Source organism: Leifsonia sp. NPDC056824, from assembly GCF_042789575.1.
Classification (GTDB): domain Bacteria; phylum Actinomycetota; class Actinomycetes; order Actinomycetales; family Microbacteriaceae; genus Leifsonia.
This window is the reverse complement of sequence record NZ_JBHUAV010000001.1, coordinates 468,148-485,374: the sequence shown is the minus strand read 5'-3', so window position 1 is coordinate 485,374 and position 17,227 is coordinate 468,148. Positions and strand designations below refer to the sequence as shown.

Genomic DNA, 17,227 nt, shown 5'->3' with positions numbered 1-17,227 from the left:
GACCCCGCCTGCCCGAACACTGAAAGGAGGTCGTCGTGCGCTACGTGCTCGGAAAGCTGGGACTCTTCGTCCTCACCCTCTGGGCGGCCGTCACGGTGAACTTCATCCTGCCGCGACTGATGCCCGGTTCGCCCGCGGACGCGGCGATCGCCAAGCTCAGCCAGAACGGCCCGGTGTCGCCCGCGATGCGCGCCTCGATCGAGGCCCAGCTCGGCGTGCCGACCGGCAGCCTGTGGGACCAGTACGTGACGTACCTGGGCCAGATCGTCCACTTCGACTTCGGGCCGTCGTTCAGCTACTTCCCGCAGTCGGTCTCCAGCCTCATCGGCGCCGCGCTGCCCTGGACGCTCGTCCTGGTCGGCACCGTGACGATCCTGGCGTTCGTGCTCGGCACACTGCTCGGCGTGCTGGCGGCGTGGAAGCGCGGCACCGCGTTCGACACCATCCCGACCGTCGGCGGGCAGTTCCTGTCCGCGTTCCCGTACTTCTGGATCGCGCTGCTGCTGCTGTTCTTCCTCGGCTACGTGGCCGGCTGGTTCCCCACCAGCGGCGCGTACTCCCAGACGGCGACGCCGAACTGGAGCTGGGACTTCTTCACGGATGCGCTGTACCACGGCATCCTGCCGGGCCTGACGATCCTGCTGACCGCGTTCGGCGGCTGGATCATCGGCATGCGCAACACGATGGTGAACACGCTCGGCGAGGACTACGTGACCTTCGCGGAGGCCAACGGGCTCCGCACGCGCACCGTCGCCCTGCGCTACGCCGCCCGCAACGCACTGCTGCCGCAGTTCACGTCGTTCGGCATGGTGCTCGGCGGCGTGGTCGGCGGCTCCCTCCTGGTGGAGACCGTGTTCGCCTACCCGGGCGTCGGCCTCCTCCTCTTCCACGCGGTGACCAACCAGGACTACCCGCTGATGCAGGCGCTGTTCCTCATCATCACGGTGAGCGTCCTGATCGCGAACTTCCTCGTGGACATCCTGTACGGCGTGCTCGACCCGAGGACCAGACGATGACGCAGACCGAGAACCCCACCGAGAACTCCGCGGAGGAGCCAGCGGGCGTCGGCACGACCACCGCGGCGGCCGCCGTCGTCGAGCGCCAGAACAAGAGCTGGAACCCGTTCCGCGTGCTCGGCCGCGCGTTCGGCACCATCTGGTCGGAGCCGAAGGCGCGCTTCGGCGTCGTCCTCCTGCTGCTCTTCATCCTGATGGCGATCTTCGCGCCGCTGATCGCGCCCTACGACCCGCACGACACGTCGTTCCCGCACAGCCAGGACGGAAGCGCCGCGCACCTGCTCGGCACGACCGGCGTCGGCCAGGACGTGCTGTCCCAGCTCATCTGGGGCGCCAGGGTGTCTGTCTCGGTCGCGCTGATCGCCGGCCTGCTGAGCACGATCGTCGCGATCCTGGTCGGGCTGAGCTGGGGCTACGTCCGCGCGTTCTGGGGCGAGAGTGTCGGCTTCGTCGTCAACCTGTTCCTCGTCATCCCGTCGCTGCCGCTCATGATCGTGATCGCCGCCTACCTGCACAACGGCGGCATCGCCGTCATCGTGTTCGTCGTCGTGGTGACGGGCTGGGCGTGGGGCGCCCGCGTGCTGCGCTCGCAGACGCAGACCCTCCGCTCCCGCGACTTCGTCACCGCGGCGAAGTTCAGCGGAGAGAGCCCGAGTCGGATCGTCTTCCGGGAGATCCTCCCGAACATGACCTCGCTGATCGTCGCGAGCTTCTTCGGCGCGGCGACCGCGGCCATCCTCGCGGAGGCCGGCCTGGAGTTCCTGGGACTCGGCGACCCGAACACGGTGAGCTGGGGAACGATGCTCTTCTGGGCGCAGAACAGCAACGTGCTGCTCACCGGCCAGTGGGTGCAGCTCTTCGCGCCGGGCTTCATGATCGCCCTGTTCGCCGTCTCCATGACATTCATCAACTTCGGAGTCGACGGGTTGAGCAACCCCCGTCTGCGTGAGAGGAAGGCCGCACGATGAGCCTGCTGAAGGTCGAAGACCTGTCCGTCGTCTACGACGAGGGCAAGGGCCAGTCGTTCGAGGCCGTGAAGAAGGTGAGCTTCGAGCTCGGCCAGGGCGAGTTCGTCGGACTCGTCGGCGAGTCGGGCTCCGGCAAGTCGACGCTCGGTTTCGCGCTGACCCGGCTGTCCAAGCCGCCGGCGCGGATCGCGGGGGGCCGGATCCTGTTCGACGGCACCGACATCGCCGCGCTCTCCATCGAGGAGGTGCGCACCCAGCGTCAGGGCGGTTTCGCGATGGTGCTGCAATCGGGCATGAACGCGCTGAACCCGGTGCGCACCATCCGCAACCACTTCCTCGACATCTTCGCCGCGCACGGCCATGTGCCGCCGCGGGCGCGCGCCGCCCGCGCGGAGGAGCTGATCGCGAAGGTCGAGCTGCCGGAGGCCACCCTCAACCGCTACCCGGGCGAGCTGTCCGGCGGGATGCGCCAGCGCGTCTCGATCGCGCTCGCGCTGGCTCTGGAGCCGCGGCTGATGGTGTTCGACGAGCCGACCACGGCGCTCGACGTGCTCGTGCAGCACGCCGTGATGAACACCATCCGCCAGCTGCAGGCGTCGGAGAACTTCACCGCGATCCTGATCAGCCACGACCTCGGTGTCGTGCTGGAGGCGACCCAGCGCGTGCTCGTCATGCACGACGGCGTGATCGTGGAGGACGCCCCGAGCGACCGCATCCTGAGGGCTCCGGAGCACCCGTACACGCAGATGCTGCTGAGCCACTACGGCGACCCGCGGGCCGCCGAGGTGACCGTGCCCGGGCTGGAGCGCCGCACCGAGGGGGCCGCGCGGCCGGCGCCGGTCACCAGCGCGGTCGCGGGTGCGCGCGCCGCGGGGAACGCCGCGAGGCAGCGCATCGGCGCGCGTTCGCCGATCGTGGTCTCGAACCTCACGAAGGTCTACCCGAAGGGCCGCCGGGGCACCGAGACGCGCGCCGTCGACGACGTGTCCTTCACCCTGGAGCCCGGGATGTCGATGGCGCTCGTCGGCGCGAGCGGCAGCGGCAAGTCGACCATCGCGAAGATGATCACCGGCGTGGAGCGGCCGACCTCCGGAACGATCCAGTTCGGCGACGCCCGCATCGACACCCTCCGGGGCCGGCGCGCGCTGAAGCAGCTCCACTCCGAGGTGCAGATGGTTTTCCAGGACCCGTACGCGGCGCTCAACCCGCTGCACACCGTGGAGTACATCCTGACCAGGCCGGTCGAGAACTTCACCGGCCTGCGCGGCAACGCCGCCCGGATGCGTGTGCTCGAGCTCCTGGAGACGGTCGGCCTGACGCCCGTCGAGAAGTTCGCCAGCAGGCTGCCGCACCAGCTCTCGGGCGGCCAGCGCCAGCGCGTGGTCATCGCCCGCGCGCTCGCCAGCGACCCGCAGGTGATCATCGCCGACGAGCCGGTCTCGATGCTCGACATGTCGCTGCGCGCCGGCGTCCTCGCGCTGCTGGAGGAGCTGCGCCGCACCCGGGGCGTGTCCATGCTCTACATCACCCACGACCTGCTCAGCGCGCGGCTCGTCACCGACCGGATCATGGTGCTCGACAAGGGCGTGGTGGTCGAGCGCGGCGACACCGCCGAGGTGCTGCAGCGCCCGCAGGACGACTACACGGTGCGGCTGCTCGACGCCGTACCGACGCCGTCGCGCGGCTGACCCCTGCCTCCAGTCCAGACCCGACTCCCGACCGACTACACCAAGGAGAACTCTGTGCTCACCTTTCCCGACGGCTTCCTCTGGGGCGCCGCGACCGCCGCTCACCAGGTGGAGGGCAACAACGTCAACAGCAACTGGTGGGTCATGGAGCACGCGCCCGGCACGGCGATCGTGGAGCCGAGCGGCGACGCCGCCGACCACTACAACCGCTACCCGCAGGACCTCCGGCTGCTCGCCGAGGCGGGCCTGAACAGCTACCGATTCTCGGTGGAGTGGGCGCGCATCGAGCCGGAGCGCGGCTTCGTCTCGCGCGCGAACCTCGACCATTACCGGCGGATGATCGACGCCTGCCTCGACGTCGGCCTGGAGCCGGTGGTGACGCTCATGCACTTCACCGTGCCGCGCTGGATGGACCAGGCCGGCTTCTGGCGCAACCCAGAGGCGCCCGACCTGTTCGCGCGCTACACCGAGACCGTGTTGCCGATCCTCGAGGACGGCGTGCGCTACGTGTGCACGATCAACGAGCCGAACATCGCGGCGATGCTGGCCGGAGGGGAGAAGGCGGAGAACCTGGTCGCCTACGGCCTCCCGAACCCCGACCTCCACGTCGCCGACGCGCTGCTGGCGTCGCACCGGCGCTCCCGCGAGGTGCTGTCGTCCGTGCCCGGCCTGCAGAGCGGCTGGACCATCGCCACGCAGGACTTCATGCCGACCGACGAGCCCGGCTCGGCCGAGATGCTGCACGAGTACGGCTACCCGCGCGACGACTGGTACCTGGAGGAGTCCGCCGGCGACGACTTCCTGGGCGTGCAGGCATACACTCGCACGTTCATCGGGCCGGAGGGCCCCCGTCCCGTCGCGGAGGACGCCGAGACGACGCTGACCGGCTGGGAGTACTTCCCGCAGGCCGCCGCCGACGGCATCCGCGCGGCGTGGGAGAAGAGCGGGCACACCCCGATCATGGTCACCGAGAACGGCATCGCGACCGCGAACGACAGCCGCCGCATCGACTACACCGAGGCGTCGCTGCGCGCCATCCACGAGACCATCGCCGAGGGGGTGGACGTGCGCGGCTACCTGCACTGGAGCGCCCTCGACAACTACGAGTGGGCCAGCGGGTACCGGCCGACGTTCGGGCTCATCGGGGTGGACCTGGAGACCTTCGAGCGCACCCCCAAGCCATCCCTCGGCCGGCTGGGCTCGATCGCGCGGCAGAACGGCCTGTGAGCGCGGTGCCCGGGCTCCCGACCGCTCTGGCCGGCTCGCGCATCCTGATCGACGGCGAGCCCCGGATGGTGCTCGCCGGCGAGGTGCACTACTTCCGGGTGCCGCGGGACGAGTGGGCGGACCGCCTCGTGGCCGCCCGGGAGGCCGGGCTCAACGCCGTCGCGTCCTACATCCCGTGGATCTGGCACGAGCTCCCCGACGGCACGGTCGACCTGACCGGGGCGACCCGGCCGGAGCGCGACCTGGGCGCGTTCATCGACCTGTGCGCCGAGCACGGGCTGTGGTTCATCGCGCGGCCCGGCCCGTTCCAGATGGCGGAGCTGAAGAACGAGGGCATCCCGTTCCGCGTGCTGCGCGAGCATCCCGAGGTCCGTCAGCTCGGCTGGGACGGGGAGCCGGGGTCGACGCACTCGCTCGACTACCTCGCCCCGGCGTTCCTGGCGGAGTCGTCGGCCTGGTTCGACGCGGTCCTCCCGGTGATCGCGGGGCGGCAGCGTGAGCACGGCGGCCCGGTGATCGCCGTGCAGCTCGACAACGAGGTCGGAATGCTCGACTGGGTGTCGAACACCCCGACGCTCACCGACGACGCGCTGCGGGCGTTCGCGCAGTGGTCGGGGGAGACGACGAACCCGCGCACCGGAGCAGCGGGAACCGACGCGGAGCTCGCGCTGCACCAGCAGCTCGGCCGGTTCGTGCGCAGCCGCTACGCCGCCTACCTGCAGCGTCTGGAGGACTGGGCGCGGGAGGCCGGGATCACCGCGCCGCTGCTCGTCAACGTCCACGGCACCGACGCCGGCCGCGGGCTGACCTTCCCGATCGGGATCAGCCAGCTCGCGCAGTCGTACCGCGGCCGGCCGGGCGTCGCCGCCGGGACCGACATGTACCTGGGCGAGCTCACCGTGACCGACGCCGCCGACCTCTACGTCGCCAACGCGTTCACGGCCGCGGTGAACGACGCGGACCAGCCGCTGACCGCGCTGGAGTTCGACGCGGGCAGCGGAGACTACAGCGAGGATCTCGCCCAGCTCGTCTCGCCGGAGGCGACCGTGCTCAAGACGCTGCTGGACGTGGCGCAGGGCACCCGGATGATCAACTACTACCTGTTCGCGGGCGGGATCAACCCGATGCTCGACGAGCCGGTCGGCGACGGCAACGACCGCATCTCCTTCACGGGCGAGCGCCACGGGTTCGCGGCTCCCATCGGACCGGAGGGCGAACCGTCCGCGGGGCTTGCCGGCGTCGTGGAGGCCACACGCACGGTCACGGAGCACGCCGCGCTGTTCGCGACGGCGACGCAGCTCACCGACGATCTGGTGCTCGGCTTCGTCGCCGACCACTACCTCACCGAGTACCGGCATCCGGCGGCCACCCGTCGCGCGGAGCAGGTGCGCGACCGCGTGCTGCACCGCGGCCTCGGCGTGCGGCAGACCCTCGCCCGCGCGCTCGTGTTCGGCGGCTGGAGCTTCCGCGCGCTCGACCTCCAGGCCGCCGCCGGCACCGACGAGGCGTGGAGCGCGGGCGCGCCCACCGACACCCGGGACGGGCGTGACCGCGAGCTGATCGTCCTGGCGACCGGACGCGAGCTCGGTCGCGGCGTGCAGGAGTTCCTGGCGCGGCACCTCGCGACCGGAGGCCGGCTGCTGCTTGCCGGCGACCTCCCCGTGGAGGACGTCGACGGCTCGGCATGCACCGTCCTCGCCGACGCGCTCGGCCTGACCGGCGCGGGCGTCGTGGCGGAGAGCATGCACGCCGACCGGCAGTACTTCCCGAGCGTCCGCGCGGTCGGTCCGCTCGCCGGGCACGGAGCGCGGGAGGTCCGCGTGACGCGCGCCCAGCTCCTCGCCGGGGTGGGGGAGCCGCTCCTCCGGGAGACCGGCAGCGGCCTCCCGGCGGCGATGCGCGTCGAGACGTCCGGAGGCGGGGTCGCCGTCGTGCTCGGCGCCGACTACCCGGTGCATGCCGGGTTCTGGCGGTCGCTGCTGGAGTCGCTCGGCGTGCGGCCGCGGCTGGAGCTCGGCGCCGATCGCGCGGGTGCGATCGCCGTCCCGGTCGCGAGCGAGGAGGCGGCCGCCCTGGTCGCGATCAACGTCGCGCCGTACCCGGTGACGCTCCGTCCTGTGCTCGACGGGGTCGCCGTGAGCGCTGGGCCGGTGGTGCTCCCGGCGCGCGGCCACCGCGTCCTTCCCGTGTCGTAACACCTCCCGCGGGTGAAGTTCTCGCCCCCCTGTTGCGCCGCGGCACCCTCGATGCCACTATTTACTGAACGATCGGTAAGGAACGAGGAGGTTCCGTGGGTGGTGCGCACATGAGCTCAGATTCACTCCGGCCCATGATGGTCCGGGACCGCGCATCCGCGGCGCTCGGCATGGTGGTCGAGAAGGACGAGCCAGGCGAGGCGATCGTCGGCATGACGGTCCGCGAGGACATGACGAACGGCTTCGCCATCACGCACGGCGGCCTGGTGTTCGCGCTCGCCGACACCGCCTTCGCCATCGCCTGCAACGAGGACGAGCGGGTGACCGTCGCCGCCGGCGCCGACATCACCTTCCTGAAGTCCACCCGGGCCGGTCAGACCCTCACCGCGCGCGCCGTGCGCCGCACGGTGGTTGGCCGAACCGGCGTCTACGACGTCACCGTGACCGACGAGACGGGCGACGTCGTCGCGGAGTTCCGCGGCCGCTCGCTCACCACCAACCGGTCTGCCGTCGAGCCCGGCAACGCAACCGAATGACCCGTAAGGACACCATGTCGACGACGACACCGGCCTCCGCCGCCCCCGACCTGACTGAGATCGACCCCGCGGCGATCGGCCGCGATGAGCTCCGCGACCTCCAGCTCAAGCGGCTGCAGTGGACGGTGCGGCACGCCTACGAGAACGTCCCGCTCTACCGCGCGAAGTTCGACGCCGCGGGCGTCGGCCCGGACGACATCCGCACGCTCGAGGACGTCGTGCGCCTCCCGTTCACGACGAAGGAGGACCTGCGCTCGACATACCCGTTCGGGATGTTCGCGGTGCCGATGGACCAGGTCCGCCGCATCCACGCCTCGTCCGGGACGACCGGGCGGCCGACCGTCGTCGGCTATACGGAGGGCGACCTCGACCGCTGGGCCGGCCTGGTCGCGCGCTCGCTCCAGGCCGCGGGGGTCGCCGCCGGCTGGAAGGTCCACAACGCCTACGGCTACGGGCTGTTCACCGGAGGCCTCGGCGCGCACGCGGGCATCGAGCGGCTCGGCGCGACCGTGATCCCGATGTCGGGCGGCCAGACCGCGCGGCAGGTGCAGCTCATCCACGACTTCGAGCCGGACGCCATCATGTGCACGCCCAGCTACCTGCTCACCATCGCGGACGCCATCGAGGCCGCCGGACTCGACCCGCGCGGCACGTCGCTGAAGGTCGCGATCCTCGGCGCCGAGCCCTGGACGAACGAGCTCCGCCGCGAGATCGAGCACCGCCTCGGCCTCGACGCGGTCGACATCTACGGGCTCAGCGAGGTGATGGGCCCGGGCGTCGCGAGCGAGTCGGTGGTCACGAAGGACGGCCCGCACGTCTGGGAGGACCACTTCCTCCCGGAGGTCATCGAGCACGAGACCGGCCTGCCCGTGCCCGACGGGACGACCGGCGAGCTGGTCTTCACGTCGCTGACCAAGGAGGCGTTCCCGGTCATCCGCTACCGCACGCGCGACCTGACCCGGCTGCTGGCCGGCAGCGCGTACCCGGCGCTGCGCCGCATCGAGAAGATCACCGGCCGCGACGACGACATGATCATCCTGCGCGGCGTCAACCTGTTCCCGACCCAGATCGAGGAGCTGGTGCTCGGCATCGAGACGCTGACGCCGCACTTCATCCTGGAACTGCGCAAGGAGGGCCGGATGGACGCCCTCACCGTGCGCATCGAGCGCCATCCCGACCTCGACCGCGAGGTCTGCGAGGCCGCCGCGGTGGTGCTCCGGCAGAAGATCAAGGTGCACATCGGCACGACCGTCGATGTGGTGCTCGCCGAGCCGGGGGAGTTGCCGCGCAGCGAAGGCAAGTACAAGCGGGTGTACGACTACCGCTGACCCTCCGGGACGCCGGGGGTTGCCGGAACGCCCGTCCGGAGTAATCCGTACGATCTCATTTCTGCCATCCGTTGACGGTCAGAAAACCCGTTCGTAGCGTCGGACAGGTGCGGGCGACGGCGCCCGCGGATGGAGGAAGACGAATGGGTTCTCTCGGCGACGGTGCTCGGCTCGACCGGCGTTCGCTGCTGAAGGGCGCGACGCTCATCGGCGTCACGGCGGCGCTCTCGGCGGTGGCGATGGAGGCGGGGCCGGCGTTCGCCACCCAGCTCCCGCCGCAGACGAGCAACCGGAAGTACCCGGCACCGTGGCCCGAGCAGACGCCGTACGGCCTGGCCGACACCCGCGTCGACCTCTGGCCGCGGGACGACAACTCCTTCGTCCTCCCGCTGGAGCTGCGCCCGCGCGACGAGCAGCTCGGCCATGTGTGGATCCGCGACACCTACGTGAACTTCTTCACGGTCGATGGCCATTCGCTCTATGTCGCCTGCGGCACCACGCGCGTGCCCGGGCTGAGCGCCGCGCAGCCGTGGAACGACGGGATCTTCCTGTGGACCTCCCCCTCGCTGCACGGCCCGTGGACGCTCGCCGAAACCACCGGCATCCGGCCCGGCGCCGAGAAGGGCAAGGTCTGGTCGCCGGAGTTCGTCGGCGAGAACACCCCCGGCCGGACGGTCGTCGCGCCGTGGCAGGAGTACTGGTACGACGCGAAGTTCGGCAAGCGCGGCGAGGTGTGGGCGCCGGAGGTGCACTATTTCGACGGCCGCTGGTACATCGTCGCGTGCATGGGCGACCACTCCCAGAAGGTCGGCTCGTTCCTGCTCATCAGCGACGGTGGCGTGGAGGGCCCGTACCGCCTAGCGACGGGCAACCTCGAGAAGCCGTTCGGCGACCCCACCGGAAGCGGCCCGGCCGTCGCCAAACCGGCGAACTACTACCACATCGACGGCAGCATGTTCACGGAGGACGACGCGGCCTGGTTGGTGCTGCACAACAGCGTGTACGCACGGTTCCGCGACGACATGGAGGACATCATCCCGAACACGGCGCTGCCGGCGTTCGCGCAGACCCCGTACTCGCCCGAGCCGTACCTGGAGGGCGCCTACGCGTTCAAATACGGCGGCAAGTACTACCTGACGCAGGCGGCGTGGGACCGCACCTCCGCCAACCCCGACGGCTCGACGCGCTACGCCTACGACACCCCGGCGCCCGGCCGCGTCCAGTACCAGTACGACGCGGTCATGGCCGTGGCCGACAGACTGGAGGGCCCGTACTCGCCGCGCTGGACCCTCGGCGTCGGCTGCGGCGGCAACAGCGTCTTCGAGGACGAGAGCGGCCACCTGTGGACGACGTTCTTCCGCAACCCGGCCCAGGGCTATTGGGCCGACCCGTCACCCATCGCCGACACCGCAGTGCCGGGCGTCGTGCGCGTGGAGTGGACCGGCCCGGACAGCGATCGGCTGTATGTCCAGCGCCGCAACAACGGCCAGGTCGTCTCGGGGTGAGGCCGGCCGTCAGCCCGTGTGCTCGGCCGGCAGGAACACGCCGAGCGCGCGGGCGACGCGTCGCAGCGTCCGCTTGAGCTGCTCGAGCTCCCCGTCGTCCAGCCCGAAATCGACGGCCGCCTCGGCGTCGAGCGTGTCGAGTTGGACGGCATGGAGGAGCTCCGCTCCCGACGGCGTGATGGTGACATCGAGCCGCCTCCCGTGGACCGTGCTCTGCCTCCGCGTCACCAGTCCACGCTCCAGGAGCCGCGCGATCGCCGCGGACATCGACTGCGCGGTCACGCCGGAGCGGTCGGCGAGCTGCGCGCCGGTCAGGGTGCCGGGATGCTCGATGTCGAGCTGGGCGAGTGCGGAGAGCTGGGCAGGGGTGAGCCCGTATGCGCGTAGGCGCTGGTCGAGGCGCTGCGCGAGCGCACCGTCGATGCGCCGGACGAGGTAGGTCAGCCGGTCGCCGAAGTCGCGCGGACCGTGGATGTTCTGCTCGGGCATGGCTTACACTGTATCAGTCAACTTATATAAGTTGGCTGATACAGACAGGAGATCACCATGACTTTCGCATCCGTCCGCTTCCCCACCGACGACGTCCCCGGCCTCGTCGCCTTTTATGAGAAGGCCTTGGGCATCGAGGCACACTGGGCCAACGACCACTTCGCCGAACTGGTGACCAGCCGCGGCACGATCGCGATCAGCGCCACGGCCCTCACGGATCGCTTCGCCGCAGCGTCCGTCGCCCCGCGTTCGAACGGCGGCATGATGCTGGAGTTCCTGGTCGACGATGTCGACGCCGATCGCGACCGCATCGCGGAACTCGCGGGCGGCCTCGTCATGGAGCCGACCACTCTGCCCTGGGGCAACCGCTCGATGCTCTTCCGCGATCCGGACGGGACCGTCGTCAACTTCTTCACGCCGGTCACGCCGGAGGCGATGGCGCGCTTCGGGGCGCGGTAGGGCGCCTTACAACCCTTCCGCCACCGCCGCCGCCGCGTGCAGCCAAGCCCGGCGCGTCTTGGGCGCGAGCGTGTCGAACGACAGCCGTCCACCGTGCATCTCCGGGTCGAACGGGATGGTGACCGCACTGCGCGCCAGCGGCTCGAAGCCCTTGGCGACGCGGGTCACGTTCGACTCGGGTCCGGTGCGCTCGGACTGCGACACGATCACGACCGCGTCGCGCGCCAGCCGGGCCGACTGGGCGTCGCGCTGCATGAGGGCCTCCAGCAGCAGCGCGCCGGCCTCCGCGTGCTCGCCGAGCGCCGTCGTGGCGATGACGAGCTGGTCGGTGTGGTCGATCATCCGCAGCCAGCGCTCGGCCGACTCGTCGTTTCCGCTGTCGATGATCACCAGGCGGTAGAACTTCGTCGCCACCAGGTGGAGGCGGTCGAAGTCGTCGCTCGAGATGCGCTGCTGGGTGGCGAGCATCGTCGGGTTCGAGCGAAGCACGTCGTACTTGTCCGCGTTCTGGTGGTGCACGAAGTGGCCGATGTCGGCGCTGCGGGCGCCGGCCGAGAGGAGCTGGTCGGCGGCGGGGATCAGCGACTGGAGCGTCGCGTCGTGGTCGTCCTGCTCCGTGCGCCAGCCGAGCGTGCCACGGGTCTCGTTGTTGTCCCAGGCGAGCACGCCGGACCCGCCGTTGCGGGCGAACACGGCGGAGAGCAGCGCGGTGGTCGGCGTCTTGTTGGCGCCGCCCTTCCCGTTCACGATCGCGATCGTGCGCGGGCCGGCCCAGTGCCGGCTGACGGCCTCGAGCTCCTCGCGCTCCCTCAGCTCCGCCGACGACGGCGACATCGGGATGCCCGCGCGGGAGAGCGCGCCGCGGACGCCGGAGCGCGCCAGGTCGGGGCGCGGCTTCTCGACGTGCAGGAACGACGTCCGCTCCGGGGCGCGCGGCACCAGCTCGACCGGGTCGGGCGGGGTGACCGGCGACGGGTTCACCGGCCGGGACGAAGCAGGCCGGGACGGAGCCTCGGGCTGAGCCGTCGGAAGCGGGACGGGCGCCGTCGACCTCGGCGAGCCGAGCAGGTCGTTGAACGCCGCCGCCGCCGGCTCCGGGTCGTGCCCGGCGGCGCCGAGCAGATCGTTGAACGCCGTCGGCTCGGGATGCCGCGCGGCCTCCCGCACATCGGCGAACGGCACGGGCTCGGCCATGCTCTCGGCGGCCAGCTCCTCCTCGTCGCCGATGGAGCCGTCCGGGTGCACCACCAGCAGCCAGTCGCCCTCCTCGTCGGAGACCGTGAGCTGCACCGGGTGCCCGGCGTCGGCGGCGATCTGGCCGACGCGGCCGAGGACGACCTCGCGCAACTGCTCGGTGTTCGGCTCGGAGAACCACTCCGGGGACCCGTCGACCAGCAGTTCGCCGGTCGCGTCCGGGTCGAGGCGCACGCTGAGGTGCGGTGACAGGGGCAGGTTGAGGGCCACGGGACTCCTTCCGCGGTCCGCGCGCAGGAGAACGCAGACCGAAGGTGGACAGTAGACCGGTCGGCCCGAGCGGTACACCCGTACTCAGGGGACTGCCAGCCGACGACCAGGCGGCCGACGCGTCGTGGCTTCCCGTGCCCAGGTCCGAACCACCCTACAATTATTTGCGGAGTCGCAACCGCTGCGCTTCGGAGAGGCGTAGCGATGCCAGCACCGACCGGTCCGTCCGGCTTGTCCGACGTGACCCGTGCCGTGTCCCGCCGGGGCCTCCTCCGGCTCTCGGCCGCGGGCGTGCTCGCAGCGGCCGGCGCCGGCCTCGCGGGCTGCGTCGGCCCAGCCGCCCCGACGCCGACCTCCGTGCGGCCGACGCCCGCCACGATCCCGAGCCCGCGTCCCGCCGTCACTCGGCCGGTCGGCATTCTCGGCGCGAACTTCAACGGCGACCCGGCCGTCATGACCACAGCGGAGCTGCAAGCGATCGGCGCGAAATGGATCCGCGGCTTCTTCGCCATGCCCGACGCCGACCGCGGCGACCCGGCCGCGCAGCCGGCCATCCAGGCACTGCTCGCCGCCGACGGCTACGGCACCGTGCTCTCGCTGAAGTTCCCGTACAACGACAAGCCCATCCCGGCCGCCGGGAGCGCCGACCTCGCCACCGCGCAGCGCCGGCTCGACGCGGTGCTCGCAGCCGTGATGGACAAGGTGGACATCCTCGTGATCGGCAACGAGCCGTTCATCGAGAGCCGCACCGCCGACCACGGCGACCCGCTGAACGCGTTCTACGAGGGGATGGCGCAGCGCGCGATCGCCTACCGTGCGGCGCATTTCCCGTCCGGCAGCCGGACGACCCTCTACATGGGCGCACTCAACCACCTCGACCAGCCGAGCTGGCGAACGCCCGCGACCGACCGCTGGATGCGGTTCGTGCACGACACCCCGGAGCTCGCCGGCACCGACATCCACCCGCACCTGCCAGCCCCGGGCGCCGACCAGGCGTACCTCGACTACATCCTGTCGAGGATGCGGTCGGATCAGACCTTCCTGGCGACGGAGTTCTCGCTCGTGCTGTACTTCCGCTCGCAGCTTCGGAAGCCGGTCGCCGCCGCGTACGCCAAGCGGTACGGCCTGGCGAAGGGCACGCCCGCGTGGGATGCCATCCGCTCGGCGCTGGAACGCCCCGTCCCGCAGCAGCAGTGGGACGACTTCTTCGCGACCACCCCGTGGCTGGCGCAGAACAAGGACTACCTGACCGACCAGGTGGGCCGCTTCCGCGCCACTGGCAAACTCGTCGTCGCCAGCTACGGCATCGGCCAGGACACGGCGATGTCGTCGACCTCGTTCGGGCCGACCTCGACGCCGTGGCTGCTCAACAGCATGTTCTGCCAGCACACCGTGCAGCCTGCGGCCGACGGCCTCCCCGGCCGCAACACCTGGTGGACGGGGGAGTTCCAGGCGCTGCAGCGCGGGTAGGGCGAGCGCAGCGGCCTAGTGCGCCACCACCGGCTCAGCATCCGCCACCGGCGCCCCGGCGTCGTCCGCGACCACCGGCCGCCGCCGCCGGTACAGCAGTGCCGACAGCACCGCCCCGAAGGCGAAGAACCCCGCGCTCCACCAGTACGCGGTCGAGTAGCTGTGCACCGCCGCTTCCTGGATGACGTGCGGCGTCGGCGGCAGGTGGGCCGACAGGTAGTCGGTCAGCGCGGTCGCGGCGAGCGTGTTGAGCAGGGCGGTGCCGATCGAGCCGCCGACCTGCTGGCTCGTGTTCACCAGCGCTGAGGCGACGCCGGCGAAGTGGCGGTCGACGCCGAGGGTGGCCGTCTGGATGGCGGGCGGCATGATCGAGCCCATGCCGACGCCCATCACCATGAGGGCGGGGAGGATCTCGGTGGCGTAGTTCGCTGTCACGCCGAGGCGGGTGAGCAGCAGCATCCCGGAGCCCGCGATCACCATGCCGATCGGCACCATGACCTTCGGCCCGAACTTCGGCAGGAACAGGTTGGTCGAGAACTGTGCGGAGATGACCAGCATGACGATCATCGGCAGGAAGGCGAGCCCGGTCTGGATGGGCGTGAACTTCAGCGTCGTCTCGAGGTAATAGGTGACGAACAGGAAGATGCCGAACATCCCCGAGCCCGCGATGAGGATCGAGCTGTAGGAGGCGCCGCGGTTGCGGTCGAGCACGATCGGCAGTGGGAGCAGCGGGTGGGCGGCGCGGCGCTGCCACAGCACGAAGGCGATCAGGAGCACGCCGGACGCGGCGAGGAAGCCCCAGGTCAGCGGCGAGCCCCAGCCGTCGCTCTCCGCGTTGGAGAACCCGTAGACCAGCGAGAACAGCGCGCCGGAGACCAGCACGGTGCCGGGGATGTCGAGCTTCGGGCGCGGTCCCGAGCGGTGGCCGGCGGTGACGAACACCGTTGCCAGGATGATCGCGGCGATCGCGATGAAGACGTTGATGTAGAGGTTCCAGCGCCAGTTGAACTGCTCGGTCAGCACGCCGCCGAGCAGGAGTCCGACCGCGCCGCCGGCTCCGGCGATCGCGCCGAAGATGCCGAACGCGCGGGCGCGCTCCTTCGGGACGGTGAAGGTCGTGGTGAGGACCGCGAGCGCGGTCGGAGCGAGCAGTGCGCCGAACGCGCCCTGCAGCGCGCGGGCGCCGACGAGCATCCCGAAGGTGCCGGCCGCGCCGCCCAGTGCGGAGGCGCCGGCGAAGCCGATCAGGCCGATGATGAAGGCGCGCTTGCGGCCGATCAGGTCGGAGATGCGGCCACCCAGGAGAAGGAGGCTGCCGAAGGCGAGCGAGTAGGCGGTGACGATCCACTGCCGGTCGGCGTTGGAGAAGCCGAGGTCCTGCTGGGCGGCCGGGAGGGCGATGTTGACCACGGTCGAGTCGAGCACGACCATGAGCTGGGCCATCGCCACGGTGACGAGCGTCCACCAGCGCCGCGAGTGCGGAACGCCGCCGTCCGGCGCCGCGGGCGCGACCGAGGGAGAGGGAGAAGTCTGGGTCATGCGGGACAGCATATACGAAACTCAGCAGTTTCGGATCTCCCGAGTTCTAAAATTAACCTTAGAATGGTCCAGAAGACATCACCGAGCACGGGGAAGGCCGCAATGACGCAGCTCGACGCCGCAGACTCCGCGCCGAAACTCGGCCGGAAGCGCGATCACACCCGCGACGCCGACATCCTCGACGCCGCGCTGGAGGTCCTCGCCGAGACCGGCTACGACCGCATGACGATGGACATGGTGGCCGCGCGGGCCAAGGCGGGCAAGGCGACGGTCTACCGGCGCTGGGGGTCGAAGGGCGAGCTGGTCGTCGAGGCGATCGCGTGCATGAAGAAGAACGCGATCGACTTCGAGCACCTGCCCGACACGGGCACGCTGCGCGGTGACCTCGTCGCGATGGTCAAGCCGCACACCATCGAGGACGGCGAGCGCAAGCTCCAGATCATGGCGGGCCTCACCTCGATGCTCGCGCGCGACCCCGACCTGGTGGAGGCCGTGACGGCCGCGATCGTCGAGCCGCGCGCCTCCCTCAACCGGCTGTTCATGCAGCGGGCGATCGAACGCGGGGAGATCTCGGCGGAGACCGACGTCGAGACGCTGGCGATGATCATGCCGTCGATGACGGCTTACCGGGTGCTGATCCTGCAGCAGCCCGTCGACCGCGCATACCTGCTGTCGCTGATCGACGGCGTGCTGCTCCCGGCCGTGGGAATCCGGCCGGGAGCCTGAGCCGCGTCAGCGGCGGTCGAACCGGGCGCCTTCGGGCTTCGACGGGAGCACGTAGAAGACGAGCAGGATGATCGGGCCGGCGAACGGGATGAAGCCGAGGAAGAAGAACGGCCCGGCCAGGTTGGCGTCGTGGAGGCGGCGCCAGATCAGCGCGAGGCTGGGCACCAGGATCGCCAGCCCCCACACGGTGTAGACGGCGATCAGGATCCAGGCGATCGGCCCGTACCCGCGGCCGCCGTTGCCGATCGACCCGAGCGTCGACAGCAGGATCCCGTAGACGATGCCGATGAGAGCGGAGAACAGGAACCACCACCAGAACTCGCTGCGGCTGGCCCGCCCGGTGAAGTCGGCGTACTTCTTGAAGAACCGGCGGATGGCGTCGCCGAACGAGGCGCCGTACAGCGGCTGGTCGAGGGGCGCGGAGGCAGGGCTCTGCGGTGCGGTCATGGTGGATCCTTTCGAGCAAGGTCGTGACGAGCGTCGAGTGGAGCGGCGCCAGTCAACCGCATCCGTCGCGTCGCGCCTGCGATTCGTGGGGGCTGTGGGGGTAATCGCCCCCGTTTTCGACGGTGAGGGCGGAAAGAGCGCCCGCGAGCCGGGGGAGAGGGGCCGCCGGC

The 17,227-nt window shown here is 70.7% G+C and carries 15 protein-coding genes; 11 read left to right on the top strand and 4 right to left on the bottom strand.

Features of this window, described 5'->3' with window-relative positions:
• Window positions 1-35: 35 nt before the first annotated feature.
• From ACFRFH_RS02475 to ACFRFH_RS02440, 8 genes are all read left to right on the top strand, one after another.
• Window positions 36-1,016, top strand: a complete 981-nt coding sequence (locus tag ACFRFH_RS02475) for an ABC transporter permease (RefSeq protein WP_382461427.1) — start codon at window positions 36-38, stop codon at window positions 1,014-1,016.
• Window positions 1,013-1,984, top strand: coding sequence for an ABC transporter permease (locus ACFRFH_RS02470; RefSeq protein ID WP_382461426.1), 972 nt, complete (start codon window positions 1,013-1,015; stop codon window positions 1,982-1,984). The genes ACFRFH_RS02475 and ACFRFH_RS02470 overlap by 4 nt, the downstream gene beginning before the upstream one ends.
• Window positions 1,981-3,672 carry an ABC transporter ATP-binding protein gene (locus ACFRFH_RS02465; RefSeq protein ID WP_382461425.1) on the top strand — a complete coding sequence of 564 codons (1,692 nt, stop codon included), beginning with the start codon at window positions 1,981-1,983 and terminating at the stop codon, window positions 3,670-3,672. Before ACFRFH_RS02470 ends, ACFRFH_RS02465 begins: the two co-directional genes overlap by 4 nt.
• A gap of 54 nt (window positions 3,673-3,726) precedes the next feature.
• Window positions 3,727-4,899 carry a glycoside hydrolase family 1 protein gene (locus ACFRFH_RS02460; protein WP_382461424.1) on the top strand — a complete coding sequence of 391 codons (1,173 nt, stop codon included), beginning with the start codon at window positions 3,727-3,729 and terminating at the stop codon, window positions 4,897-4,899.
• Window positions 4,896-7,094 carry a beta-galactosidase gene (locus ACFRFH_RS02455; protein ID WP_382461423.1) on the top strand — a complete coding sequence of 733 codons (2,199 nt, stop codon included), beginning with the start codon at window positions 4,896-4,898 and terminating at the stop codon, window positions 7,092-7,094. The genes ACFRFH_RS02460 and ACFRFH_RS02455 overlap by 4 nt, the downstream gene beginning before the upstream one ends.
• A gap of 134 nt (window positions 7,095-7,228) precedes the next feature.
• Complete coding sequence (gene paaI / locus ACFRFH_RS02450; protein ID WP_382461422.1) at window positions 7,229-7,630, top strand: hydroxyphenylacetyl-CoA thioesterase PaaI; 402 nt, start codon at window positions 7,229-7,231, stop codon at window positions 7,628-7,630.
• A complete protein-coding gene (locus ACFRFH_RS02445) occupies window positions 7,627-8,958 on the top strand; it encodes an AMP-binding protein (RefSeq protein ID WP_382461421.1) in 1,332 nt (443 codons plus the stop codon). Before paaI ends, ACFRFH_RS02445 begins: the two co-directional genes overlap by 4 nt.
• 143 nt (window positions 8,959-9,101) lie before the next feature.
• Window positions 9,102-10,463, top strand: a complete 1,362-nt coding sequence (locus ACFRFH_RS02440; protein WP_382461420.1) for a family 43 glycosylhydrolase — start codon at window positions 9,102-9,104, stop codon at window positions 10,461-10,463.
• 9 nt (window positions 10,464-10,472) lie between these two features.
• On the opposite strand, the gene ACFRFH_RS02435 is transcribed toward ACFRFH_RS02440, so the two are convergent.
• Window positions 10,473-10,952, bottom strand: a complete 480-nt coding sequence (locus ACFRFH_RS02435) for a MarR family winged helix-turn-helix transcriptional regulator (RefSeq protein ID WP_382461419.1) — start codon at window positions 10,950-10,952, stop codon at window positions 10,473-10,475.
• A 57-nt stretch (window positions 10,953-11,009) separates the two neighbouring features.
• Here ACFRFH_RS02435 and ACFRFH_RS02430 point away from each other — a divergent pair, with 57 nt between their 5' ends.
• Entirely contained in the window at window positions 11,010-11,411 is a 402-nt protein-coding gene (locus ACFRFH_RS02430; RefSeq protein ID WP_382461418.1) for a VOC family protein, read from the top strand.
• A 6-nt stretch (window positions 11,412-11,417) separates the two neighbouring features.
• Here the strand turns inward: ACFRFH_RS02430 and ACFRFH_RS02425 are convergent, their stop codons facing one another.
• A complete protein-coding gene (locus ACFRFH_RS02425) occupies window positions 11,418-12,875 on the bottom strand; it encodes an AAA family ATPase (RefSeq protein ID WP_382461417.1) in 1,458 nt (485 codons plus the stop codon).
• Between the two features lie 204 nt (window positions 12,876-13,079).
• On the opposite strand from ACFRFH_RS02425, the gene ACFRFH_RS02420 reads away from it, so the two are divergent.
• Window positions 13,080-14,345, top strand: a complete 1,266-nt coding sequence (locus tag ACFRFH_RS02420; RefSeq protein ID WP_382461416.1) for a hypothetical protein — start codon at window positions 13,080-13,082, stop codon at window positions 14,343-14,345.
• Between the two features lie 15 nt (window positions 14,346-14,360).
• Here the strand turns inward: ACFRFH_RS02420 and ACFRFH_RS02415 are convergent, their stop codons facing one another.
• Window positions 14,361-15,884 carry an MFS transporter gene (locus ACFRFH_RS02415; protein WP_382461415.1) on the bottom strand — a complete coding sequence of 508 codons (1,524 nt, stop codon included), beginning with the start codon at window positions 15,882-15,884 and terminating at the stop codon, window positions 14,361-14,363.
• A 63-nt stretch (window positions 15,885-15,947) separates the two neighbouring features.
• Between ACFRFH_RS02415 and ACFRFH_RS02410 the strand changes: the two genes are divergently transcribed.
• Entirely contained in the window at window positions 15,948-16,610 is a 663-nt protein-coding gene (locus tag ACFRFH_RS02410; RefSeq protein ID WP_382461414.1) for a TetR/AcrR family transcriptional regulator, read from the top strand.
• A gap of 6 nt (window positions 16,611-16,616) precedes the next feature.
• Here the strand turns inward: ACFRFH_RS02410 and ACFRFH_RS02405 are convergent, their stop codons facing one another.
• Complete coding sequence (locus tag ACFRFH_RS02405; RefSeq protein ID WP_382461413.1) at window positions 16,617-17,057, bottom strand: DUF805 domain-containing protein; 441 nt, start codon at window positions 17,055-17,057, stop codon at window positions 16,617-16,619.
• Between the last annotated feature and the right edge of the window lie 170 nt (window positions 17,058-17,227).